Source organism: Lacimicrobium sp. SS2-24, from assembly GCF_002201535.1.
In the GTDB taxonomy this organism is placed as follows: Bacteria; Pseudomonadota; Gammaproteobacteria; order Enterobacterales; family Alteromonadaceae; genus Lacimicrobium.
Genome location: NZ_NIWW01000008.1, coordinates 122,584 through 144,270 on the forward strand (window position 1 = coordinate 122,584; position 21,687 = coordinate 144,270).

Sequence of the window (21,687 nt, forward strand, 5' to 3'; positions counted from 1 at the left end):
CACCTGGTCATATGCCACAAGGGCAAGTGAAGGAAGGCAAACAGTTTTTTATTATTTCCCCATATCGGGGAAATATCAGACGAGTTAAGGTCGTGGGATGAGTTTGAACTATCTGAGTTTTGAGCAGCCAATCGCAGATTTGGAAGCCAAGATTGAAGAATTACGCCTGGTCAATCAAGGGGGCGAGTTCGATGTCGGGCTGGAAGAAGAAATCACCAAGCTCAGGGAGAAAAGTGCTGAGCTGACCAGAAAAATCTTCGGTGATTTAGGTGCCTGGCAGGTGTCCCAACTGGCCCGTCATCCGTTACGTCCTTATACGCTCGATTATCTGCCGCGTATTTTTACGGAGTTTGACGAGCTCGCCGGAGATCGTGCCTTTGCCGATGACAAAGCAATCATTGGCGGTCTGGCAAAGCTTGATGAGCAACCGGTTATGGTTATTGGCCATCAAAAGGGCCGTGACACGCAGGAAAAGATAAAGCGCAACTTTGGTATGCCCAAACCTGAGGGATACCGTAAAGCGTTGCGACTGATGGAGGTGGCAGAACGCTTTCGTCTTCCCATTATCACCTTCATTGATACGCCTGGGGCTTACCCGGGAGTGGGGGCTGAAGAACGTGGGCAGAGTGAAGCTATCGCCCGCAATCTCAAGGTGATGGCGGGACTTAAAGTGCCGGTTATCTGTACCGTCATCGGTGAAGGGGGCTCCGGTGGCGCCCTGGCCATCGGTGTGGGAGATCGGGTTAACATGCTCAAATACAGCACCTACTCGGTTATTTCACCGGAAGGCTGTGCATCCATTCTATGGAAAAGTGCCGAGAAGGCACCATTGGCGGCTGAAGCCATGGGCGTCAGCGCGGAACAGATTAAGAAACTGGGATTGATAAACAGCATTGTCGAAGAGCCGCTGGGCGGTGCTCACAGAGATTATGACGGCACCGCTGCGAACCTTAAAGCCTGCCTGAAACAGCAACTTGCGCAGTTGCAAAAACTGGCTATTCCGGAGCTGCTGGAAGAGCGCTATCAGCGCTTAATGTCATTTGGATATTGTTGATCATGAGTAAGGGCCGCATCAGCGGCTCTTTTTTTAAGCCATGTTGTATACCCATTTCGAAGCGCAGTTACTGAGCTACCTGACCCCCGCACAACCCTTGTATGTGGCCTACAGTGGGGGGCTGGATTCTCATGTTGTGCTGCACCTTGCATCACGTTTTGTCTCCACACACCCCCAGCATACGTGTCATGCCGTGCATATCCATCATGGTTTGAGTCCACATGCAGATAGCTGGCAGAAACATTGCGCCAGGGTCTGCGAGGACATGGCGATCCCCTTTCTCAGCCATCGACTCGCTTTACAGCACCAGCAAGGCGAGAGCCTTGAAGCTCAGGCCAGAAACGCTCGCTATCAGGCCCTGGCGAATCTGATTCCCGCTGGCGCCATGGTCCTGCTGGGACAGCATCAACAAGATCAGGTGGAGACGCTGTTATTGCAGCTAAAGCGCGGTGCTGGCCCGAAAGGCTTAAGCGGTATGGCGGTTTACGCACCAAAAGACGACCTGCACTATATCCGACCGCTGTTAGCATGCGATCAGCAACAGCTTTGTGATTATGCCCGGCAACATCACTTGCACTGGGTAGAGGATGAGTCGAACGAGGACAAGCGCTTTGATCGCAATTTTCTGCGCCACGAAGTGTTGCCTTTATTAACTAACCGCTGGCCGGGTGTGCAAAAGGCCATAGCGCGTAGTGCTGAATTATGTGCACAGCAGCACAGGTTGCTGGAAGAGCAGAGCCGGATGAACCTTGAGCAGGTGATGGCTGATGATCAGACTCTGCGACTTCCTGCGCTGATGAAATTCAGCGAGCTCTGGCGAAAACACATGATCAGAAGCTGGCTGGCGGAGCTTGGGGTACCGATGCCGCCCCAGGCGATGATGCATCGAATCGAGTCAGAACTGATTCATGCCCGTGAGGATGCCTGTCCGAGCCTGGTATGGGGGGACTGGCAGTTAAGACGATTTGACCGGCATGTGTACCTGCTGCCGAGCCAGATGGGCGCTTCACCAGAGCCTCTTTGCTGGCGCAAAGAGTCACAACTGCGTCTTTGTGATGGACGCCACATCATTTTTGTCCCGGGCACACGACCCGATGCGTCATCAGGCTGGCTGGGTTTAAAAGCGTACGACGAGCTTAATATCGAGTTCAGTGGCTGGTCGCAAGCCTTTCGACCTGCTGGCGCGAAGCAGAGTAAGCCCCTCAAACAATGGTTTCGGATTTGGAAGGTGCCACCCTGGCAACGTCCTTACATTCCCTTGTTACGACATGGGGGAGAGCTGGTAGCTGTGGTGGGCTATGCAGTATCACAAGGCTGTGAGGCAAGCGGAGAGCGCGATCTCTGGGTGGCAATCCGCTGACGCAGGTTGGGCCACGGGCGGCAAGGTATTGCCGACTGTGAGCATCGGGGCTGTGGCCCGTTATGCCGACTCGACCCCTTGATAGTTGGCTTCTTTGAGTTGATAGAGTGCCAGATCAGCGCGCTCAAACAGGCTTTCACTGGTATCCCCTTGTCGGTACAGGCTGACACCGATACTGCAGCTGGCATTGTACTGGCGCAGCACCGGATAGCTGTTCATTGCCCGGCGAATACGCTGGCCAATACACAGCAGGGCTTTGGCGTCGGCATCTTCTATCAAACAACAAAACTCATCGCCGCCAAAACGAAAGGCAAAGTCGGTATCACGCAGACAGTCATTGATAGCCCTGGCGACGCTGATTAGCACCTTATCGCCTTCCTGATGACCGTACTGATCATTGATCAGTTTGAATTTATCCATGTCAATCACCACCAGTCCAAACCGGCTGCCGCTACGATTAGCATGACTGATCAGACGTTGCAGTGCTTCGTCAAAGCTGGCGCGGTTACCTAAACCCGTAAGATGGTCCTTGGTAGCCATGTTGGCCAGTCTGGCATGCGCCATGGCGTGTGCCAGCGGCGTGACGATACAATCATGCATCTCGTGCAACAAACGCTCCTCGTGGGCCGAAGGCTTGCGGGCAAAGCGGTAGGTGACGCAGATACGCGGATCGAGTTGTTGTGGTGCCTCAAGCTGGCGATGATAGACGCCGGCTAATCCGGTCGCATAGCCCTGATCAGGGGCATGGATCTCAAGGCCGGTTACGGTGAGGCGCTCGCCAAGCAGGGTCAGCGCAATGTCGGCAAGCTTAGTGATGTCAATCGTACTTAACATACGTTGCATTATGGTCAGCATGTCCGCATCAGACAACAGACGGCGGGATTCACCGAAATGGAAGAATCTGTCTTTTTCTGTACCACTGTATAAGGGGGCTAACTGGTCCACATTTCACTCCTGCCGGATATTTGACGTCAGGTAAACATCGTTCTCTTAGCAGGAATGTGAGCAAAAGTTGTGCCAGCCTTAAATCTCCAGAAAGGCGCTGATTTCTTCCAGTCGGTGTAGCCCATCCTGATAGCCCTGATCGATCAAAGCCTGACAAAAAGGGCCGTCAAATAACAGATAACTGAGCAAGCTGGATTCCGAATCGGGACGAATGCCGATAAGCCGCATCAGCGTGCGTACACCTTTAGGCAGACGTCGGTAATACTGAGCGGCAATGTCGTTGAAATTGACCTTGGGATTAATGACGAGGCAATCAATGGGTTTAAGGTGGGTAGCCTGGCGCTGCTTGTCGCTGAGTAACGACAGGGTGTGGTTAATACGATAGAGCCGCTCAAGATCGGAATGCAGCGTATCGGCAAAGATCGTGTCCAGCAAATGACCGGCTATCATCGCGCTACTGGGGTGATGCTGAAGCTGATGCTGTTTATCCGGCTTTGGCTGTTCGACGCCGATGACCAGAATTTTCTCTGCGCCCAGATGAATGGGGGTGCTCAATGGAGACAGTTGGTGAATAGAACCATCGCCATAATACTGCCCTTCGATTCTGACGCTGGGAAAAACCAGCGGAATGGCCGATGAGGCCATCAGATGCTCTACATTCAACTGGGTGATCTGTCCCCGGCGTTTGGCACGTTGCCAGGACGACAGATCGGCGTCGCCCTGAAAAAAGCTGATAGAGTCATTGGCACTGTAACTGGATGCCGTGACACTGATGGCTTTTAGATGACCCCGTTGGATATTACGATCAATGCGGTTGAACTCCATGTTCTGACGAAGCAACTGATTAAGGGGCCGGTTGTCCAGCAGACTGCTCGGACGGCGCGGTGTATCTCTGGTTTGCAGACCCTGTAGCTGGTTTTTCAGCAAATACCCAAATACCGACAGCAAATCACTTTCGTATACCTGCTCACTGCGAAAGTTCTTCCACACCCACTCCATTTTTCTTACCCCCAGATGATAGCAGGAGGCGTAACAGGCCAGGGATGTGGCATTGATGGCACCGGCAGAGGTACCACAAATCACCGGGAACGGCAGACTATGGCTACGTGGAAGCAGTTGGGTGATGGCTTTAAGGACGCCTACCTGATAGGCAGCGCGGGCGCCACCACCACTGAGAAGCAGGGAAAATCTATGTCGTTCCAGCATATTCCGTCCTACACATTCAAATGGTTCTGGCGGCTGTCATAAAGTCAGTTAGTTTAGCATTGAGGAGTGTGCAAGTGGTGGGGTAATACCATGAATCTGTGCATTCTGAGCGTGAATCAGCGTGTGACGGTTTGTTGCCTGCTAAACACCGTCACGATGCCCGTTTTAAAATTCAATACAAATGCCTTCAGCGGCGGCGAACAGTTGTAAATCCATTTGTCCGATTTCGATGACCTCCTGACAGTGATGCTCCAGTGATTCGATTTCACTGTCGGTGCGCACCTCGTCATGACTGTATAGCGCCAGTCGTTTTGCCCGACATGCCATGGCCAATTTCACGGCTTCCTCGGCGATAGAGTGTCCCCAGCCGGACTTTTTCGGCATATCCGATAACATGTATTGGGCATCATGGATAATCAAATCGGCGTCCTTGGCAAAGTCGACCCATTCAAGAAAATCCGTGGCTTTTTTGTAAGGCGGGTAGAGTTCATTGTCGGTGATATAGGCCACTTTGGCATTGTCTGCCTCAATGACAAAGGCACTGCCATTACCCGGATGATTCATTTTGTTGCGGCTGATGGTCGCGCTGTTTAAGGACCAGCTGGAGGTGCTGTCCGCCACCGGTTGGATATTGATATTGGCAGGCAGGTCTCGGTAATTGACCGGGAAATAGCTGCCGTTCATTTGCTCGAGTATGGCGTTTGGCTGGTCTGGCGTGGTTTGTCCGGGGGTGATAAAAATATTTCTGTCTGGCTGATAGATAGGCGCAAAAAACGGAAAACCCTGAATATGATCCCAGTGATTATGGGTCAGCAGCAGATGTATATCATTTTCTTTCTGGATCAGCTTTTTACCCAGAGTACGGATGCCCGTGCCGGCATCGAGAATGATATCCGTGCCGTCATCCAGCTCAATATGCACGCAGGCTGTGTTACCGCCATAGCGAACATACTCTGGCCCCGGAGTGGGCACTGAACCTCTGACACCATAAAAGGTTAATTTCATAGATTAGTCTGACCTGTTCTGAATCAAGGATACCCCTTTATTATAAGCTACAGCATCGGCGACGTTGGATCAGCTTTTCTCAGGTATATTCCTGTTAATATTTGTATAACCTGACAGGGTGTTATTGATTGGTTACTGTGCTGGCGCTTTATCGCTGGTGGCTAACAGGACGATGGGACAAACTGAACCATCGTAACAGCGTTACCGGGGACAGAGATTTTCTGTCAGAGTAGCGGCTGGAAGACGGTATAAAGTAAAAAGAGCGGCGGCGCTGCCAAAGCTCTATCCGGGCAGGTGTGACGTGCAGCGTAAGGGCAATGCCAGAGTGTGCATAGCACACCGCTGGCAAGGACGAGAAACCATGTTGACCCTGTTGTTACAGGGCTTTTACAAAGCCCGAAATCTCACTCAGTGACATCAGCTGTTTGTCACCACTGCGACGATTCTTGTATTCCACGTTGTTTTCATCCAGGTTGCGTTCACCGATGATAATCTGATGGGGAATACCCACCAGTTCCATATCGGCAAACATCACGCCCGGGCGTTCTTTGCGATCATCAATCAGCACATCCACACCTGCTTCCAGCAGTTCCTGATAGAGTTGGTTGGCGGCTTCCTGAATACGGTGAGATTTGTGCATATTCATAGGAATGATGGCGACTTTGAAGGGGGCAATGGCGTCAGGCCAGGTAATACCAAACTTATCATGATTCTGTTCGATGGCCGCGGCGACAATACGGGTAACGCCGATACCATAACAGCCCATCGACAGTGGCTGGTGTTTGCCTGATTCGGTCAGCACTCCGCAGTTCATCGACTGAGAGTACTTGTCACCTAACTGGAAGATATGACCGACTTCGATACCACGCTTTATTTCCAGCACTCCCTTACCATCCGGAGAAGGGTCGCCAGCCTGTACATTACGAATATCTGCGCTGTCTCCGGGTTCCAGATCGCGGTACCAGTTAATATTGAAAAAGTGTTTACCATCAATGTTGGCACCGGCAGCAAAATCACTGATGCCAGCCACGCTATGGTCGATAATAAAGGGGATGGGCAGATTAACCGGGCCCAGTGAGCCAGGACCTGCACCAATGGTGCGGCGAATGTCTTCTTCGCTTGCAAAGGTCAGAGGCGCCGCGACCTGCGGTAATTTTTCAGCTTTCACCTCATTGAGTTGATGGTCGCCGCGAACCAGTAAGGCAATCAGGTCACTGTCACACTCATCACTGGCTTTGACCACCAGGGTTTTTACGGTTTTCTCTACCGCAACAGGGAATTGTTCAACCAGTTCAGCGATAGTAGTGGCCTTAGGCGTTTCTACCAGATGCATTTCACCCTGCGGTGCATCGGGAGCTAATTCACTTGGGGTAAGCTCGGCCATTTCCACATTGGCGGCAAACTCAGATTCTGTGCTAAAGGCAATGGCATCTTCGCCGGAGTCCGCCAGAACATGAAATTCATGTGACATACTTCCGCCGATGGAGCCGTTGTCGGCGATGACAGGGCGATAGCTCAGGCCAATGCGTTCAAAGATATTGCAATAGGCGCGAAACATTTGCTGGTAAGACTCTTCCAGTGATTCCTGTGTGAGGTGGAAGGAATAGGCATCTTTCATGATAAATTCGCGACTGCGCATCACACCAAACCGGGGGCGCACCTCATCACGGAATTTTGTCTGGATCTGAAACAGATTCAGCGGAAGCTGTTTGTAACTGCTGACTTCCCGTTTCACCAGATTGGTGATCACTTCTTCATGTGTGGGACCGAGGACGAAGTCCCGTTTATGGCGATCATTGAGACGCAATAATTCCGGACCATACTCGTCCCAGCGACCAGACTCCTGCCACAGGTCAGCCGGTTGTACCATCGGCATCAGGATCTCCAGCGCGCCCGCTTTGACCATCTCTTCGCGGACAATCTGGGTAACCTTATTGAGCACTCTGAGCCCGGTGGGAAGCCAGGTATACATGCCTGAAGCCAGTTTGCGGATCATCCCAGCCCGAATCATCAGCTGATGGCTGATAATTTCTGCGCTCGCTGGTGTTTCTTTTTTGGTTGATAGTAAATACTGACTGCTTCGCATAGGCATCACTCAATAATGGGCACCCGTTGATCAAGGTACCTTGTCCGAAAATCGGGCGCCATTCTAACAGCACCCCCGTCAGGGCAGAAGTACAGTAAGTAGATTTTTATGCATTTTTACGTCAAATCAGCTCAATGGCCGTGACTTCAATGCGGTTATCTACACTTTGCCAGTGAATATTCAGGTTATCCAGACGCATGGCATAAGATTGTGGCAGAGCTTGCGCTGTTTTATAGGCCGGACGGGGATCCTGAGCCAGCACCGCTTCAATCAGGTTTTTCATTTTTTGCGGCTCTGAGCACACCTGCCCGAGTTGCGCCTGTGCCTGCGACGAAAAGTCTACTGACAAACATGGCGGCGGTGACACGGCATAGCCTGAAACGGCATCCGGATGAGCATCCGCATAGGAAAGGTAAGGCTTAATATCGATAATCGGTGTGCCATCGAGCAAGTCCATGCCCCGTACCTGCAAACACACCTGCCCCTGGTGTTGGTGAAGATGCAGGAACTCCACCACCGATATCCCCAGATTATTGGGGCGATGGGTGCTGCGGCTGGCGAACACACCCATGCGCTGATTGCCCCCCAGTCGCGGTGGTCTGACGGTGGGTTTCCAGCCCCGAGTCTGGGTCTGGTGAAACTGAAACACCAGCCACAGGTGAGAGAACTGTTCAATACCGCGAAAACAGTTGAGGTCATTGAAAGGAGGAAAGAAGCGAATTTCCCCCACCGCTTCTTTGACCAGGCCTGGTTGACGGGGAATGGCAAACTTCTGTTTATAAGGGGTATGGATAAGCCCGATGGGCTGCAGTGACATTGCGCCTGATGGCGGCGGTGACTCAGTCGTGTTCATGGGTGTCACTGTCGGGCTGACTGTTGTTGAGCGGCCATCCCCCGAGCTGATGCCAGCGATTTACAATGGTGCAAAACAAATCCGCTGTTTTCGAGGCGTCGTACAGTGCTGAATGGGCTTCATTCTGGTCGAAACTGATTTGTGCGGCCTGACAGGCTTTAACCAGCACAGTCTGACCAAAGGCCAGTGCAGCCAGACTGGTGGTGTCAAATGACACAAAAGGATGAAAGGGCGTCCGCTTGATACTGGCTCGCTCTATGGCGGCGTTAACGAAGTTCTGATCAAAGGCTGCATTGTGGGCGACGATGACCGAGCGCTGACACTCAGCCTGCTTCTGTTGCTTGCGGATCTGTTTACACAAGTCCTTCATGGCGTCTGTTTCATCAATGGCGCCGCGTAGTGCACAATAGGGATCAATGCCATTGAATTCCAGCGCGGCCTTTTCCAGATTGGCGCCTTCAAAAGGCTGGATATGATGATGAAAGGTCTGATCTTTTTGCAACAGCCCCTGTTCGTCCAGTTTCAGTGTGACGGCAGCGATCTCCAGCAAGGCATCGGTGCGATGGTTAAATCCAGCCGTTTCGACATCGATAACAACCGGGAAATATCCTCTGAATCGCTGCTTGAGTTGTGGCGTTGTCGCTGACATGTTGACCTTGATTGCTTGTTGGGCGCAGTATTATGACAATACTGCTGCTATTTTGCCATCAAGTGAGCGGTGCGATTGCCGATAATATGGCTATAGTAGGGGTTGTCTCATCCACTGAGCGGATGTGGCAATCACAATAGTCTCGCAAACGGGCCTATGGCAATGCCATGATCCGGGCGATTGCAACGGTGTGGAAACAGGATAACGCATGAAAAAGTGTATTGTGGCACTGATGGTGATAATGGCGATGCCTGCGGCGGCCAGTATCCGGCACTATGCCGCCAAAGTGGAGAATTCACAGTGGCAACTGAGCAACCAGTCACGATTGCAGTGTACCTTGAGTCACACTATCCCCGGCTATGGTGATGCATTGTTTACCAGCCAGGCCAGCAAGGAACTGAACCTGGAATTTGAACTGGCGATGCAGCGATTACCCAAAGACTACGGGGTTGCCGCAGTGTATTCCATCCCACCGAGCTGGATGCCGGGCGCGATGCAAAAAGAAATTACTGATATGTCTATTCGCAAGCAGTTCAATGGCGACCTGCCCGAGCAAGCAGCCTGGACGATTTTGTCTGAGCTGGAAAAAGGCTACTGGCCAACCATTTATTATCAGGACTGGTACAACCCTTACGACAAAGTGGCGGTGGGTCTCAATGCCAGTAACTTTGTGCAGCACTACTATGCCTTTTCGCAATGTGTTGCCAATTTGCTGCCCTTTAGTTTTGAGGATATTGCCTATTCGGTGCTGACGTATGAGAAAAACTCTGATGAATTGACCCGTCAGTCAAAGAAAAAGCTCAATATGATCGGCGAGTACCTCAAAGAGGATCAGGAGCTAGAGCTGGTGCTGCTGGATGCCTATACCGACAGTTATGGCGGTAGCTGGAATAACCTGCAGTTATCCTTACGCCGGGCTGAGAAAATTAAAACCCACTTTACCGGCATGGGCGTGGCGGAAGAGCGAATTGAGGTAACAGGTCACGGCGAGCGTCGCCATATCGCCCCCAATACCACCGAGATGTCGCGGGCGAAAAACCGCCGTGTTGTCATTCGTATGGACAGACTCTAGGACATGGCAAAAAGGGCGCCAGAGGCCTTTGCGAGACTTTTCAGGGTTTTTGCCTGACAGGGCAACAGTAAGCTGGCCTCAGGGGCGTTGGATAAGCTCAATAGCGTAACCATCGGGGTCCCGTACAAACGCTATGACCGTGCTCCCACCTTTGACCGGTCCCGGTGCTCTGTAGACATCTGCGCCTCGGGCGCTGAGGGTGTCGCACAGGGCATAAATATCTTCACAGCCTATGGCAATATGACCAAAGGCCTCACCTATCTCATAGTGATCTTTATCCCAGTTATAGGTCAGCTCCAGGACACTGTTTTCGGCTTCGTCGCCATAACCGACAAAAGCCAGCGTGTAGCGGTATTGCGGATTCTCAGACTGACGCAATAACTGCATGCCTAAGCACTGTGTATAAAACTCGATGGAGCGCTGAAGGTTTCCTACTCTGAGCATGGTGTGGAGTAATCGCATTTTTTTCGCCTGTTAATTAGGGTACATAAATCAGGTGTCTGGCCACTCTTACAAAGAGGGATTGCGTGCGGTGAGTGCAACCACGTCTGCTAGGTATCGGCCTTTTCTTTAAATTCACACAAGTCTTCAATCAGGCAGGCGCCACAGCGCGGCTTTCTGGCAACACAGATATAACGACCATGCAGAATCAGCCAGTGGTGAACGTCCACTTTAAACTCTTTAGGCACGACTTTAAGCAGTTTTTGCTCTACCTCGTTGACGTTTTTTCCTTTAGCCAGTCCGGTTCTGTTACTGACCCTGAAAATATGAGTATCAACGGCAATAGTGGGCCAGCCAAAGGCGGTGTTGAGGACCACATTGGCGGTTTTGCGACCAACACCGGGTAAGGCTTCCAGCGCGCTTCTGTTTTCGGGTACCTGGGAACCATGTTGTTCAACCAGAATACGGCAGGTTTTGATCACGTTTTCAGCTTTGGCGTTAAACAGACCAATGGTTTTAATGTAATCCTTCAGTCCCTCAACACCCAATGCCAGAATGTCCTCAGGGGTGTTGGCAATCGGAAACAGCTTTGTGGTGGCCTTGTTGACGCCCACATCTGTGGCCTGCGCGGACAAGATAACGGCAATCAGCAGCTCGAAGGGCGAACTGTAATTGAGCTCAGTGGTAGGGTGGGGATTATCGTCACGCAAGCGGGTTAATATCTCTTTGCGTTTTATCTGATTCATACAACTAGCTCTCTGTCGTGACCCGGGCCCGCTCTATGACTTTTTGCGGTTTGCTGATAAGTTGCTCCACCCGTCTGTCTAATGCGTTTTTAACGGCAATCAGTAACCCCAAACCAATAAATGCGCCGGGGGGCAAAATCGCCAGCAAAAAGTTATGTTCTGTTTCAAACAGGGTAATGTGCAAAGCCCTGGCCCAATCACCAAACAGGAATTCGGCTCCGGCAAATAAGGTGCCATAGCCCAGGACTTCACGCAGTGCCCCCAGCAATATCAATACGGCTGAAAACCCGATTCCCATCATCAGCCCGTCAAAGGCGGCATATTTCACCGGATTTTTAGACGCATAGGCTTCGGCTCTGCCAATAATGGCGCAGTTGGTTACGATCAGTGGGATAAAAATCCCCAGAGCCAGGTAAAGGTTGAAGGTAAAGGCGTTCATCAGCAGCTGCACTATGGTTACAAAGGCGGCGATGATCATCACAAAAATGGGTATGCGAATTTCATTGGGCACCAGATTACGCACCAGAGAAACCGTGGTATTGGAACCGATTAGCACCAGTGTGGTGGCGAGTCCCAGACCCAGACCGTTGATCAAGGTACCGGTGACGGCCAATAAAGGACACAGTCCCAACAATTGCACCAGAGCGGCATTATTCTTCCATAATCCCTGATGAGACAGGGCCTGATATTCACTCATGCTCATCCTCTGCTTGGGTTGTTGGCCCACACTGATTGGGCGCCTGCAAAATACGTTGGCGGTTTTCGGAAGCAAACACAAGGGTGTCTCTGACCGCTTCAATGACTGCCCGGGGGGTGATGGTGGCACCGGTGAACTGATCGAAATCGCCACCGTCCTTGCGCACCGCCCAGCTCTGCGGGTGGGTGTTATCCAGGGATTTGCCATCGAAGCTTAAGATCCAGTCAGAGATTCGGCGATCGATTTTATCCCCCAGCCCCGGCGTCTCCCTGTGCTGCAATACCCGAACACCGCTGATTACACCCTGCATATCAATGCCCACCAGCAGGTGAATGTTACCGCTGTAGCCATTGGGCGTCATGGTCTCGATGGCCAGTGCCTGAGGCTCACCATTAAGACTCGCCCGATAAAGGGTTTTAGGCTCCTGATTGCCCAGCAAGTCGGGGGCCGTCACGCGGGTACAATCCTGCTCCAGCTCATTGTCGTGCCAATCCGGTGGAATGATGCTGTTAAGGGTTTGCTGCAATTCATTGCGCTGTTGTTCAGCAATTATGGGACGGGTGAACATATCGGTCAGTGCAATCAATGCCGTTGTCACCAGTGCAAAGGCGGCCAGAATCAGACCATTTTTCTGCATACTTTGGGTCATGACTTTTTCACCTTTTTGACTGAACGGCTGTGACCATAGGTACGCGGACGGGTGTAGTAGTCAATCAGTGGCACTGCCATATTAGTCAGCACAACTGCAAAAGCGATGGCATCGGGGTAACCTCCCCAGGTTCGGATGATAATGATCCAGGCACCGATGAGAGCGCCATACATCAGCCGTCCTTTGTCAGTAGTGCTGGCGGAAACAGGATCGGTAGCAATAAAGAAGGCCCCCAGCATAGTGCCGCCACTGAGCAGGTGGAACATCACTGAGGGGTACACATCGCTATTGCTCAGATGCAGAATGAGCGCGATCACCGCCATCGCAGCCAGCATACTTACGGGGATATGCCATTTGATTGCACGCATTTTGAGCAGGAACAAACCACCACACAGGTAGGCGAGATTTATCCAGAACCAGCCAATTCCCAGGCCATCCGTGAAGGGCTGCTTGGTGAGGGCTTCGGTGTAGGTGAATCCCTGACTCAGGTCAGTTTTGACACTATCGAGCGGGGTAGCCATGGTATATCCATCCGCCAGGTTACGTACCTGATTGAGACTGTACCCCTCGGCTGTATAGCCCGTAAAGATCAGGTAGCAGGCATCCAGCAGGTCATATCCGCGGGCGGCAAGTTCCTGCGGTGGCAACCAGGAGGTCATGGCCACAGGAAAAGACACCAGTAACGCAATATACGCTGCCATCGCCGGGTTAAATAAATTAAAGCCCAGCCCACCATACAGCTGTTTGACAATGGCGATGGCAAAAAACGCACCGATAGCGGTTACCCACCATTCTGCCAGCGGGGGCAGACACAACGCCAGCAGCAAGGCAGTGAGCAGGGCGCTACAATCGGACAGGGCCTTTTCAAAATCCTGTTTGCGGCATTCCAGGATAGCGGCTTCTGTTACCAGTGCCACGGTTGCGGCAATGAGAAACTGAATCAGGGTGCCCCAGCCAAAGAACCACAGCTGCGCCGCAAAGCCGGGCAGGGTGGCATAGCAAACCAGGCGCATGAGCTGAGCAGTGCTGCGCTGATGGTATTGATGCGGTGAGCTGCTTACGGATGACTTCATGATGAGTTTTTATCCTTCATGGCTTTTTTCGCTTTCGCCCGGGCAATGGCTTCTGCCACCTTACGCTTTTTCTCACTGTCAGCGGCAATAGGCTGAACCTCTTGTTCTGACTCTTCATGGGCTTGTTGTTGCGCTCGCGATGCTTTTTTCGCTTTGGCCCGGGCAACCGCCGCAGCGACCCTGGCGGCTTTGTCATCTTGTTCAGGTGATTCAGGCTGCTCTGGTGTCGTTGTCTTTTGTGCCGATTGTTTTTTCGCTTTAGCGCGGGCGACCGCTGCAGCGACTTTAGCGGCTTTGTCATCCTGTTCAGGTGCGTCAGGCTGCTCTGGTGTCGTTGTCTTTTGTGCCGATTGTTTTTTCGCTTTAGCGCGGGCGACCGCTGCAGCGACTTTAGCCGCTTTGTCATCCTGTTCAGGTGCGTCAGGCTGCTCTGGTGTCGTTGTCTTTTGCGTCGATTGTTTCTTTGCTTTAGCGCGAGCGACCGCTGCGGCGACTTTCGCGGCTTTGTCATCCTGTCCCGCGTTTGCATCGGGTTGTACCTCGTTGCCGGACGACGAGGCCTGTGCTTTTCTGGCTTTGGCGCGGGCGATGGCGGCGGCCACCTTGTCGCTGTTATCTGACGGTGCTCCGTTATCCTCCTGTTTGGCTTTCGCCCGGGCCAGTGTCGCGGCGATGCGGGCTTGACTGCCCCCATCATCTTCCTGCATTGCGGCCTTTCTCGCCTCGCTGGCGCGTTTATGGCGGGCTTCACGCTCGGCCTTTTCCTGCTCCAGTCGTAGCTTTCTGGCTTCAAAGCGTTCACGGGCTTTATCGGCTTTTTGCTTCTCTTCTTCCTGTGTGCGGATTTCTGCCTTAGCCACCCGATAATAATGCACCAACGGAATTTTGCTGGGGCAGACATAGGCACAGGCCCCGCACTCGATACAGTCAAACAGGTTGTAATCTTTGGCTTTTTCTAATTCTTTAGCCTGGGCGTGCCAGAACAGCTGTTGTGGCAGCAGTTCTGCCGGGCAGGCATCTGCACAGGCACTGCAGCGAATACAGGGTTGTTCCGGGCCCATGTCGGGCATCTCTTTCACCCCTGGTGCAAGGAGGCAATTTGTAATTTTGACCACGGGGATCTGATCTGACACCAGTTCAAATCCCATCATCGGGCCGCCCATGATCAGCTTTTGCTGCTGCTGTTTATCCACATCTGCCTGTGCCAGCAAATGGGCGATAGGTGTGCCCAGCAAGGCCCAGACATTACCGGGGTTTCTGAGTGCCTTGCCCGTTAATGTTACGACGCGATGGATCAGTGGTTTACCGGTGAAAATCGCATCGGCAACGGCATAGCAGGTGGCTACGTTTTGCATTACCACGCCCACATCCACGGGCAAGCCATTGTGGGGCACTTCGCGGTTGGTGAGAACCTGAATCAATTGCTTCTCACCACCGGCCGGATACTTGGTGGGCACGCTGCAGATGATGTAGTCGGAATTTTCCTGACAAGCCACCTGCATGGCATGAATGGCCTCAGGCTTATTGTCCTCTATAGCGATCAATACGTATTTGGGGTTGAGCAGGTGACAGAGAATGTCGATACCCTGGCGAATTTGCCAGCTGTGTTCCCGCATGAGTCTGTCGTCAGCGCTGATGTAAGGCTCACACTCAACGCCATTGATAATCAGAAACTCAATGTCTTTTTTGGGAGTGACTTTAATGTGTGTGGGAAATCCGGCCCCACCCAGGCCACTGATACCGGCACGGCAGATGGCTTCCAGTACCTCACTTTTCGGGTGCTGCCGATAGTCGAGCATAGGCGTGAGTTCTACCCAATGTTCCTCACCATCAGGGGTCAGCTCTATGGTGGTCTCAGGCAGCCCGGAAGGATGTGCGGAGACATGTTCGCGGATCGCCGTGATTTCACCTGAGGTCGAAGCATGCACCGGCACAGCGAAGGGATTCATGCTCTGCGTTAGAGGTTGGCCTTTGTTGACGCGGTCACCCACGGCAACCTTGATCTGGCCCTCCACCCCGATGTGTTGCTTGACGGGAATATACAGTTTTTCGGGTAGGGGAATACGCGAGATCGGTGTCTGATTAGACAATTCTTTGAATTGTTGCGGATAGACTCCCCCCGGAAAGTCCGAGAAGCTGCCCTGGCGAATTTTTTCTATCAGTGACTGCAATGGAAATCCTATTCAATCAGACCTAGTTTATTCTACGTTCTTCACAGCAATGCTTTCTAACTGCCAGCGCCAGGATGAAACCGTGGGTCTCAGCGGCACCATGTCGATACAATCGACAGGGCAGGGATCCACACACAGATCACAACCTGTGCACTCATCGACAATCACGGTATGCATTTGTTTCGACGCCCCGACGATGGCGTCTACCGGACAGGCTTGAATGCATTTGGTGCAACCGATGCATTCATCCTCGCGAATGTAAGCGACCTTCTTGATGTCCTCTTCACCATGTGCGCTGTCCAGCGGTTTAGCTTCTACCCCCATGAGATCGGCCAGATGCCTGATGGTGGTTTCTCCGCCTGGGGGACATTTATTGATCTCATCTCCCTCGGCAATGGCTTGCGCATAGGGCCGACAGCCGGGATAGCCACATTGTCCGCACTGCGTTTGCGGCAAGATAGCATCGATTTGATCCACCAGGGGGTCACTCTTGACCTTAAAACGCACCGCTGCATAACCTAATATCAGGCCAAAAATCAGCGCCAGTGCGCCAATGGCTAGCAGTGCAACGAGAACCGACATCAGAGTTTTACCAGTCCGGTGAAGCCCATAAAGGCCAGCGACATAAGTCCAGCGGTGATCATGGCAATGGAAGCGCCTTTAAACGGCGCCGGTACATTCGCCGCTGCCAACCTTTCACGCATGGCGGCGAATAATATCAACACTAACGAGAAGCCCAACGCCGCGCCCAGTCCATAGATAATCGATTCGACAAAATTATGCTGCTCGCGAACGTTCAACAAAGCCACACCCAGCACCGCACAGTTAGTGGTAATCAGTGGCAGGAAGATACCCAACAAACGGTATAGGGTTGGACTGGTTTTATGCACGACCATTTCTGTAAACTGCACGACTACGGCGATGACCAGAATGAAGCTGAGGGTGCGCAGATAGCCAATATCCAGCGGTAGCAGGATATAGTGCTCTATCAGGTAACTGCTCAACGATGCCAGGGTGAGAACGAAGGTTGTGGCCATAGACATGCCAATGGCTGTTTCCAGCTTACTCGACACGCCCATAAAAGGGCACAAACCCAGAAAGTTCACTAATACAAAGTTGTTTACCAGTACCGTGCCAATCAGCAACAGTAAGTACTCAGTCATACCTCAGTTCACAGCCTTTTTGGTGCATTAAAAAATGGCGCCCATTATCCGTGTTTATGCACTGATTAACAACTTGATATTATTAGGGATATTTCAAGAGTGTTGTGCATAAATGTGCACAAAATAGTGAAGTTATTGTGAGCGCTGCAAGATGGCTCCCCCTCCCCGACTCGAACGGGGGACCTGCGGATTAACAGTCCGTCGCTCTAACCAACTGAGCTAAGGGGGAACAGCAGAAACGTGATAGAGAATTTGGCTCCCCCTCCCCGACTCGAACGGGGGACCTGCGGATTAACAGTCCGTCGCTCTAACCAACTGAGCTAAGGGGGAGCAGAAATTCATGTTGAAGCTACCAGTAACCTGAGGTCACCGCCGTTTTCAACGGAGGCGAATATTAATGAGGCCTTCTGTTACTGTCAACAGTGGAGACGATTATTTTTGCGCCTTTATGCCTTTCTGTTGATTTGCTGAGCAATAAAGGTAAAACAGGTTGCAAATCGAACCATTTTCCCGGTTATTCAGGGAGGTATAGATGCCTGATATCGATTGCATATAAAACTCGTTAGCTATTCTATTTTGTTATTATAATTTGCTTGTTATCTGTATGGATAAACAGGTTTTAACAAAAGTGTAACATGGCTATCCGGTGCATAAGGTTAGTGTCGACTCACATAAATTTGTCCACACTCTGGCACAACAGGCACAAGTATTGGTGAGTATGAAGTTATCCACTAAATCTGTGGATAACTATGTTGATGAAACCCATAGATTGACCGGCCTGATCATTTCCATACTGTCAATAGTGATCTTTTAAAATTTAAGAAAAATTAAAAATATTCAATAAAAACAATGGGATGAAATTTTCTTCGGGGTGGCCGGAATAATTTCCTCCGCTTCCGATGGATTATTCCACTGGCTTGTTAGTTATTTATGCCTTTGTTGCATAAAACTTCCGCTAAAACAGCTTTTTATCGATGTAGTTGGGTTGAATGCCGGGCTGATGTAAAGATGCAACTGAGCCTGACTGAGCGTGGGGCTGTCGAACAAGTCATGGTTTTCTTGATTGCAGTCACCTATCATAGCGCCTCCATAAACGCCAAGAGTGATTGAGTGAGCCAGACGCCCAAAGCGGATCTATTGAACAGTCCGATTCCCAGCACATTACGTCGGATGACTGTGCCTATGATTCTGGGCATGGTGATGCTGATGACCTTTGGCCTGGTCGATACCTTTTTTGTTAGTTTGCTGGGCACAGAAGAGCTTGCCGCCATCAGTTTTACCTTTCCGGTCACCTTTACCCTGATTAGCCTGAATATTGGTCTGGGCATTGGTGCCTCTGCCACGATTGCACGCTACCTCGGTTCAGGTAAAGCCCATTTAGCCAAAGAGTTTGGTACCGGTGCGCTGATGCTGTCACTGCTTTTGGTGGGCAGTCTGGCGCTGATTGGCTTTATTACCATCGAGCCTGTCTTTCGCTTACTCGGCGCCACTGACGGGCAGATGGTGCACATCCGCGATTACATGCATATCTGGTACCTGGCCGGGGTATTTCTTGCCTTTCCCATGGTGGGTAATGCGGTGTTGCGCGCCGCCGGAGATACCAAGACGCCAAGCATCATTATGGCCGCCGGGGGGCTGATTAACGCGCTGCTGGACCCGCTGCTTATTTTTGGCTGGGGACCGATTCCGGCACTGGGCATTCAGGGTGCAGCAATTGCGACGATGATCGCCTGGGGCAGTGGCTGTGCTTACATACTGTATTTGCTCGTGCATAAACGGCAATTAATTTTACCGCGCTTACTGACTTTGGATGAATTCAGGCTCACCAGCGCTAGCATCCTTAAAATTGGTTTGCCGGCTGCGGGCGCCAATATGCTCACGCCTATCGCCAATGGCATACTTACCGCGATTGTTGCCACTTATGGTGCTGAGGCTGTGGCGACCTGGGGGGTGGGGAACCGTCTGGAGTCGATTGCTTCCATCGTGATCCTCGCACTGTCTATGAGCCTGCCCCCATTTATCAGTCAGAACTATGGTGCCGGTAATCTGCAACGGGTCCGGCAGGCTTACCGTCTGTGCATCAGCTTTGTGCTGGTCTGGCAATTGCTGGTCTTTGCACTGCTATGGTTGGCGTCGCCTTATATTGCGATGGCGTTTGCCGAGGAACAGGAGGTGGCCGAGCTGATCCAATTATTTTTGTTAATAGTACCTTTGGGGTATGGTCTGCAAGGCGTGATTATTCTGACTAACTCATCGTTCAATGCACTGCACCGGCCAATGAGTGCGTTGTGGCTTAGCATACTAAGGTTATTCGTGTTTTTTGTTCCGGTGTCTTATCTGGGCAGTCTTTTATTTGGACTGACCGGGATGTTCTGGGCCGGCATTCTGGCAAATTTGATGACGGCCAGTGTGGCGTTCCTGTGGTTCAGACGGCGATTGGCATTTGAACAGCAACTTCATGATCAACAGATTCAGGCAGAGGCGCAATGAGCAGAGGATTTGAACTGGTATCGTCTTATCAGCCGGCGGGCGATCAGCCCAAAGCCATAGAAGCCCTGGTTGAAGGGCTCAACGATGGCCTGGCGAGTCAAACCTTGCTGGGGGTGACAGGCTCCGGCAAGACTTTTACCATGGCCAGCGTGATCAAAGACGTACAGCGACCTACGCTGATCCTGGCGCATAATAAAACTTTGGCCGCCCAGTTGTATGGTGAGATGAAGGAGTTCTTTCCAAATAACGCGGTGGAATACTTTGTTTCCTATTACGATTACTATCAGCCTGAAGCGTATGTGCCCACCACGGATACCTTTATTGAAAAGGACGCTTCCATTAATGACCATATCGAACAGATGCGACTATCCGCTACCAAGGCGCTGATGGAGCGTCGGGATGTGGTTATCGTTTCCAGTGTCTCTGCCATATACGGACTGGGCGATCCTGAATCCTACATGAAGATGCTGTTACACCTGCGCCAGGGTGATCTGATGGATCAGCGCGACGTTCTGCGCCGATTGGCTGAGCTGCAGTATACCCGCAACGATGTGAATTTTGAGCGTGGCACCTTCAGGGTACGTGGAGACGTGATTGACATTTTCCCGGCCGATTCTGAGCGTGAGGGAATTCGGGTTGAACTGTTCGACGAAGAGATCGAAAAAATCAGTCTGTTTGACCCGCTTACCGGTGCCGTTGAGCGCACGGTTGTCAGAGCCACGGTTTTCCCGAAAACCCACTATGTGACGCCGCGAGAGAAAATTCTGGAGGCCATCGAACACATTAAGCTGGAACTTAAAGATCGTCGCGAGCAACTCAAGTCGGTGAATAAACTGATTGAAGAGCAGCGTATCAGTCAGCGCACCCAGTTTGATATAGAAATGATGCTGGAACTGGGGTATTGCTCGGGCATCGAAAACTATTCCCGCTACCTTTCAGGACGTGCGCCGGGCGAACCCCCACCAACTCTGATTGATTATTTTCCGGCCGACGGATTGTTATTTATTGATGAATCTCATGTCACCGTCTCGCAGATTGGCGCCATGTATAAAGGCGATCGCTCGCGCAAAGAAACGCTGGTGGAGTATGGTTTTCGCCTGCCATCAGCGCTGGATAACCGACCGCTGAAGTTTGATGAGTTTGAGGCGTTATCACCGCAGACCATCTATGTTTCTGCCACCCCGGGTAACTATGAACTGGACAAATCGGATGGCGAGGTAGTGGAACAGGTCGTGCGTCCCACCGGACTTATCGATCCGGAAATTGAAGTCAGGCCAGTGGCTACTCAGGTGGATGATTTGCTCTCGGAAATCCGCAGTCGTGTGGCCGTGGATGAGCGGGTTCTGGTGACCACACTGACTAAACGCATGGCAGAAGATCTGAGTGATTATCTGGATGAGCATGGTGTTAAGGTGCGTTATCTTCATTCGGATATTGATACGGTAGAACGAATGGAGATCATCCGTGATCTGCGCCTGGGTAAGTTTGATGTGCTGGTGGGTATTAACCTGCTGCGAGAAGGTCTGGACATGCCCGAAGTGTCACTGGTGGCGATTCTGGATGCAGACAAGGAGGGCTTCCTGCGCTCTGAGCGTTCGCTTATTCAGACCATCGGGCGTGCCGCCCGTCATCTCAACGGTAAGGCTATCCTATATGGCGACAGAATTACCGGCTCTATGCAGCGGGCTATTGATGAAACGCAGCGGCGTCGGGATAAACAAATTGCGCATAATCTCGAGCATGGGATCACGCCCACCAGCCTTAACAAGTCTGTGACCGATGTGATGGATCTGGGTGGCAGTTGGGTATCTAACAAGCGACGCAAAGTGGCAGAAGCCGAGCAGGGTTACCAGTTCCGCTCCGCTGACGATATTATGCAGCAGATCGGTACCATTGAGGCGAAAATGTTTGAGCATGCCAAGAACCTGGAATTCGAGCAGGCTGCGGCCTTGCGCGATGAGGTTGAAGCCTTGCGACAGCAGTTAGTGGCAATGTCCTGAGGTGACGCACTGTCCAGTTTGATAACT

Annotated in this window: 19 protein-coding genes and 2 tRNA genes; 5 read left to right on the plus strand and 16 right to left on the minus strand. The window is 51.7% G+C overall.

What is annotated here, in order from left to right:
* The first annotated feature begins 97 nt into the window (after positions 1 to 97).
* Together accA and tilS are read left to right on the plus strand one after the other, a co-directional pair.
* Positions 98 to 1,054 carry an acetyl-CoA carboxylase carboxyl transferase subunit alpha gene (accA, locus tag CCY32_RS13815; protein ID WP_088331680.1) on the plus strand — a complete coding sequence of 319 codons (957 nt, stop codon included), beginning with the start codon at positions 98 to 100 and terminating at the stop codon, positions 1,052 to 1,054.
* A 40-nt stretch (positions 1,055 to 1,094) separates the two neighbouring features.
* A complete protein-coding gene (gene tilS, locus CCY32_RS13820) occupies positions 1,095 to 2,414 on the plus strand; it encodes a tRNA lysidine(34) synthetase TilS (protein ID WP_088331682.1) in 1,320 nt (439 codons plus the stop codon).
* Positions 2,415 to 2,474: 60 nt separating this feature from the next.
* Here the strand turns inward: tilS and CCY32_RS13825 are convergent, their stop codons facing one another.
* From CCY32_RS13825 to rnt, 6 genes are all read right to left on the minus strand, one after another.
* Positions 2,475 to 3,359, minus strand: coding sequence for a GGDEF domain-containing protein (locus CCY32_RS13825; protein WP_088331684.1), 885 nt, complete (start codon positions 3,357 to 3,359; stop codon positions 2,475 to 2,477).
* Positions 3,360 to 3,437: 78 nt separating this feature from the next.
* On the minus strand, positions 3,438 to 4,565 hold the full coding sequence (locus CCY32_RS13830; protein ID WP_088331686.1) for a patatin-like phospholipase family protein: 1,128 nt from the start codon (positions 4,563 to 4,565) through the stop codon (positions 3,438 to 3,440).
* 165 nt (positions 4,566 to 4,730) lie between these two features.
* Positions 4,731 to 5,570, minus strand: a complete 840-nt coding sequence (locus tag CCY32_RS13835) for an MBL fold metallo-hydrolase (protein WP_088331688.1) — start codon at positions 5,568 to 5,570, stop codon at positions 4,731 to 4,733.
* A 376-nt stretch (positions 5,571 to 5,946) separates the two neighbouring features.
* Positions 5,947 to 7,656 (minus strand): proline--tRNA ligase, encoded by a 1,710-nt coding sequence (locus CCY32_RS13840; protein ID WP_088331820.1) that lies wholly within the window; start codon positions 7,654 to 7,656, stop codon positions 5,947 to 5,949.
* Between the two features lie 121 nt (positions 7,657 to 7,777).
* On the minus strand, positions 7,778 to 8,509 hold the full coding sequence (gene tsaA / locus CCY32_RS13845) for a tRNA (N6-threonylcarbamoyladenosine(37)-N6)-methyltransferase TrmO (RefSeq protein WP_088331694.1): 732 nt from the start codon (positions 8,507 to 8,509) through the stop codon (positions 7,778 to 7,780).
* Positions 8,496 to 9,158: a ribonuclease T gene (rnt, locus tag CCY32_RS13850; RefSeq protein ID WP_088331695.1), complete on the minus strand. Its 663-nt coding sequence runs from the start codon at positions 9,156 to 9,158 to the stop codon at positions 8,496 to 8,498. Before rnt ends, tsaA begins: the two co-directional genes overlap by 14 nt.
* A 208-nt stretch (positions 9,159 to 9,366) precedes the next feature.
* On the opposite strand from rnt, the gene CCY32_RS13855 reads away from it, so the two are divergent.
* A complete protein-coding gene (locus CCY32_RS13855; protein WP_088331696.1) occupies positions 9,367 to 10,230 on the plus strand; it encodes an OmpA family protein in 864 nt (287 codons plus the stop codon).
* 78 nt (positions 10,231 to 10,308) lie between these two features.
* Here the strand turns inward: CCY32_RS13855 and gloA are convergent, their stop codons facing one another.
* The 10 genes from gloA to CCY32_RS13905 all read right to left on the minus strand — a co-directional run bounded on the left by gloA (position 10,309) and on the right by CCY32_RS13905 (position 17,500).
* On the minus strand, positions 10,309 to 10,692 hold the full coding sequence (gloA, locus tag CCY32_RS13860; RefSeq protein ID WP_088331697.1) for a lactoylglutathione lyase: 384 nt from the start codon (positions 10,690 to 10,692) through the stop codon (positions 10,309 to 10,311).
* Between the two features lie 89 nt (positions 10,693 to 10,781).
* Positions 10,782 to 11,417, minus strand: a complete 636-nt coding sequence (gene nth / locus CCY32_RS13865; RefSeq protein ID WP_088331698.1) for an endonuclease III — start codon at positions 11,415 to 11,417, stop codon at positions 10,782 to 10,784.
* A 4-nt stretch (positions 11,418 to 11,421) separates the two neighbouring features.
* Entirely contained in the window at positions 11,422 to 12,114 is a 693-nt protein-coding gene (locus tag CCY32_RS13870; RefSeq protein WP_088331699.1) for an electron transport complex subunit E, read from the minus strand.
* Positions 12,107 to 12,763 carry an electron transport complex subunit RsxG gene (gene rsxG / locus CCY32_RS13875; RefSeq protein WP_088331700.1) on the minus strand — a complete coding sequence of 219 codons (657 nt, stop codon included), beginning with the start codon at positions 12,761 to 12,763 and terminating at the stop codon, positions 12,107 to 12,109. Before rsxG ends, CCY32_RS13870 begins: the two co-directional genes overlap by 8 nt.
* Positions 12,760 to 13,836: an electron transport complex subunit RsxD gene (rsxD, locus tag CCY32_RS13880; protein ID WP_088331701.1), complete on the minus strand. Its 1,077-nt coding sequence runs from the start codon at positions 13,834 to 13,836 to the stop codon at positions 12,760 to 12,762. The genes rsxG and rsxD overlap by 4 nt, the downstream gene beginning before the upstream one ends.
* Entirely contained in the window at positions 13,833 to 16,007 is a 2,175-nt protein-coding gene (gene rsxC, locus CCY32_RS13885) for an electron transport complex subunit RsxC (protein WP_246840624.1), read from the minus strand. The genes rsxD and rsxC overlap by 4 nt, the downstream gene beginning before the upstream one ends.
* Before the next feature lie 27 nt (positions 16,008 to 16,034).
* A complete protein-coding gene (gene rsxB / locus CCY32_RS13890) occupies positions 16,035 to 16,589 on the minus strand; it encodes an electron transport complex subunit RsxB (protein ID WP_088331703.1) in 555 nt (184 codons plus the stop codon).
* Positions 16,589 to 17,170 carry an electron transport complex subunit RsxA gene (rsxA, locus tag CCY32_RS13895; protein ID WP_088331705.1) on the minus strand — a complete coding sequence of 194 codons (582 nt, stop codon included), beginning with the start codon at positions 17,168 to 17,170 and terminating at the stop codon, positions 16,589 to 16,591. Before rsxA ends, rsxB begins: the two co-directional genes overlap by 1 nt.
* A gap of 152 nt (positions 17,171 to 17,322) precedes the next feature.
* Positions 17,323 to 17,399, minus strand: a tRNA-Asn gene (locus tag CCY32_RS13900).
* Between the two features lie 24 nt (positions 17,400 to 17,423).
* A tRNA-Asn gene (locus CCY32_RS13905) sits at positions 17,424 to 17,500 on the minus strand.
* Positions 17,501 to 18,340: 840 nt separating this feature from the next.
* On the opposite strand from CCY32_RS13905, the gene CCY32_RS13910 reads away from it, so the two are divergent.
* Both CCY32_RS13910 and uvrB read left to right on the plus strand, forming a co-directional pair.
* Positions 18,341 to 19,660, plus strand: a complete 1,320-nt coding sequence (locus tag CCY32_RS13910; protein ID WP_088331707.1) for an MATE family efflux transporter — start codon at positions 18,341 to 18,343, stop codon at positions 19,658 to 19,660.
* Positions 19,657 to 21,660, plus strand: a complete 2,004-nt coding sequence (uvrB, locus tag CCY32_RS13915) for an excinuclease ABC subunit UvrB (RefSeq protein WP_088331709.1) — start codon at positions 19,657 to 19,659, stop codon at positions 21,658 to 21,660. The genes CCY32_RS13910 and uvrB overlap by 4 nt, the downstream gene beginning before the upstream one ends.
* The last annotated feature ends 27 nt before the right edge of the window (positions 21,661 to 21,687 follow it).

What these genes read in the sequence shown, in the direction of transcription:
- rsxD (WP_088331701.1), bottom strand. Translation starts at nt 13,836, where the DNA reads ATGAAGTCATCCGTAAGCAGCTCACCGCATCAATACCATCAGCGCAGC.
- tilS (WP_088331682.1), top strand. Translation starts at nt 1,095, where the DNA reads ATGTTGTATACCCATTTCGAAGCGCAGTTACTGAGCTACCTGACCCCC.
- CCY32_RS13855 (WP_088331696.1), top strand. Translation starts at nt 9,367, where the DNA reads ATGAAAAAGTGTATTGTGGCACTGATGGTGATAATGGCGATGCCTGCG.
- CCY32_RS13840 (WP_088331820.1), bottom strand. Translation starts at nt 7,656, where the DNA reads ATGCGAAGCAGTCAGTATTTACTATCAACCAAAAAAGAAACACCAGCG.
- CCY32_RS13830 (WP_088331686.1), bottom strand. Translation starts at nt 4,565, where the DNA reads ATGCTGGAACGACATAGATTTTCCCTGCTTCTCAGTGGTGGTGGCGCC.
- rnt (WP_088331695.1), bottom strand. Translation starts at nt 9,158, where the DNA reads ATGTCAGCGACAACGCCACAACTCAAGCAGCGATTCAGAGGATATTTC.
- rsxB (WP_088331703.1), bottom strand. Translation starts at nt 16,589, where the DNA reads ATGTCGGTTCTCGTTGCACTGCTAGCCATTGGCGCACTGGCGCTGATT.
- nth (WP_088331698.1), bottom strand. Translation starts at nt 11,417, where the DNA reads ATGAATCAGATAAAACGCAAAGAGATATTAACCCGCTTGCGTGACGAT.
- uvrB (WP_088331709.1), top strand. Translation starts at nt 19,657, where the DNA reads ATGAGCAGAGGATTTGAACTGGTATCGTCTTATCAGCCGGCGGGCGAT.
- CCY32_RS13870 (WP_088331699.1), bottom strand. Translation starts at nt 12,114, where the DNA reads ATGAGTGAATATCAGGCCCTGTCTCATCAGGGATTATGGAAGAATAAT.
- CCY32_RS13835 (WP_088331688.1), bottom strand. Translation starts at nt 5,570, where the DNA reads ATGAAATTAACCTTTTATGGTGTCAGAGGTTCAGTGCCCACTCCGGGG.
- accA (WP_088331680.1), top strand. Translation starts at nt 98, where the DNA reads ATGAGTTTGAACTATCTGAGTTTTGAGCAGCCAATCGCAGATTTGGAA.
- rsxA (WP_088331705.1), bottom strand. Translation starts at nt 17,170, where the DNA reads ATGACTGAGTACTTACTGTTGCTGATTGGCACGGTACTGGTAAACAAC.
- gloA (WP_088331697.1), bottom strand. Translation starts at nt 10,692, where the DNA reads ATGCGATTACTCCACACCATGCTCAGAGTAGGAAACCTTCAGCGCTCC.
- tsaA (WP_088331694.1), bottom strand. Translation starts at nt 8,509, where the DNA reads ATGAACACGACTGAGTCACCGCCGCCATCAGGCGCAATGTCACTGCAG.
- CCY32_RS13910 (WP_088331707.1), top strand. Translation starts at nt 18,341, where the DNA reads ATGACTGTGCCTATGATTCTGGGCATGGTGATGCTGATGACCTTTGGC.
- rsxG (WP_088331700.1), bottom strand. Translation starts at nt 12,763, where the DNA reads ATGACCCAAAGTATGCAGAAAAATGGTCTGATTCTGGCCGCCTTTGCA.